At 40.0% G+C, this 1,624-nt stretch carries 1 protein-coding gene; it reads right to left on the minus strand.

Features of this window, described 5'->3' with window-relative positions:
• Positions 1-127: 127 nt before the first annotated feature.
• The coding region (locus tag E1171_RS01640) for a tail fiber domain-containing protein (protein ID WP_155203433.1) at positions 128-1,624 on the minus strand (1,497 nt) is incomplete at its 5' end.

A 1,624-nucleotide genomic window follows, 5' to 3' on the forward strand; every position in this document is an offset into this window, starting at 1 on the left:
GCATACGGCCGCCTTCGGTAAAAAATAGTCTTCTCATTATTCGCTGTTGTTATTTTTAAATAAATTCATTTGGTTTTTCCCATTTCTTATTGTGGGAAAGGTTTTCCCCCGGGTATTAGTTTTTACATTATTCTTCCCTTTTCCGAGAACGCCATATTCTGGAGACTTTTTCCAGGGTAGGGGTGGTTAGTTCTTTCACCACCTTTTTGAGTGCTTGCAATTCTTCTTTTTGTTTTTGGAGTTCTTCTTTTTGCTTTTCAATGCATTGCTGCTGTTGGTAAAACTTCTGATGAAATCGGATATTGGACTCCTGTATTGCCGCCGTATTTACTGCGGTCATATTGTTGTAGTTAAGGCTATAAGCATCTTTTTCTTCAGAAAAATATACCAGCTCCGGAAATAGGTTTTTAACTTCCTGGGCACCAAATCCCAGGTGCTTTTGTTTTTCTTTTTTGTCAGATTTATAGCAGTATTGAATGGGATTCATTTGCATGACTTTATCTAATACGCTGTCCATGCTGGTTACTGCTTCTTTGCTTCTTAGGTCGGATATTTGAAACAGGGCAGGGGAGAAGAGAAATCCTTCGGCCGTAAGAGAACCTGTAATAGTGGCTGCACCCGAAGCTTTTATGTCTCCTTCAACGTTTAAATTAGTATAGGATCTAACTTCCGTATCACTCACCTTAAACCTTGTGGTGGGTGTAAAACTGCTTCCGGTAGATAGGTTGGTATTTATTCTAAAATTTATCTGTTTTTCATAAAGATAGATATTGGAGAAGTTGTTACTTAAAGCTCTGTATTTTCCACTCACATCATAATGTCCCCCAACTGAAATCATCCCTAATTCGTTACCATAACTACCAAAAAACATCCCTGTCTCATTTTGGTCTGAATGCAAGTGTAGTTGTGCACCATAGTATAAGGTACTATATCTTCCTGTTACGTCAAGTTGGGCGTATGGATATGTCGGTCCCTCTCCTATGCTTACTCTACCAGAAAATTGGGCAGAGCCACTGGCCTTGATGTTGCCAACCACCTCTAATTTTTCGGCAGGATTAGTGGTACCGATCCCAAAATTCTTGGTATTAATATATGAATCTACACTAGGGGAAGCTGATAAATTGATAGTGGGGTCTTCCTGATCCCTTGCAAAGAATTGTATTAAACCATGGGAATAGGTACCCCCACCGTTTCCTAGAGTTAAGGTAGTCAAGGAACCTCTGGTTAGTTTAATTATATCCCCTTTGTCCCAATCGTAATTTGCAGTTATGACTGCTCCTTCTGGGTTGGCGCTACCAAATTTGGCACTGCCACTTGCCTTAAGGTTTCCTTGAACGTCTAATTTTTCTGACGGTATTCCCGAACCTATCCCTACGTACCCTGTTTCTCCCGTAATTATTAGCCTTTTTTTCAAGTTTCCTTTTCTTCCCGTAGCAATCGAAAAAGAGCGATTCCAGTTGGTTCCCTCGTATGATTCATCGGGGCTAGCTACTTCTATTACCAAATCTTTCTGATTGGTTTCCTCATCATCAGAAATAATTTTATTTACCCCATCAGAATACCCTAGCTCAATATAATTTGATCCTCCCGTTTTTCTGGCGAAGCGTGAATTTCCACGAACATA

It is taken from the genome of Xanthovirga aplysinae (assembly GCF_009711365.1).
GTDB lineage: Bacteria > Bacteroidota > Bacteroidia > Cytophagales > Cyclobacteriaceae > Xanthovirga > Xanthovirga aplysinae.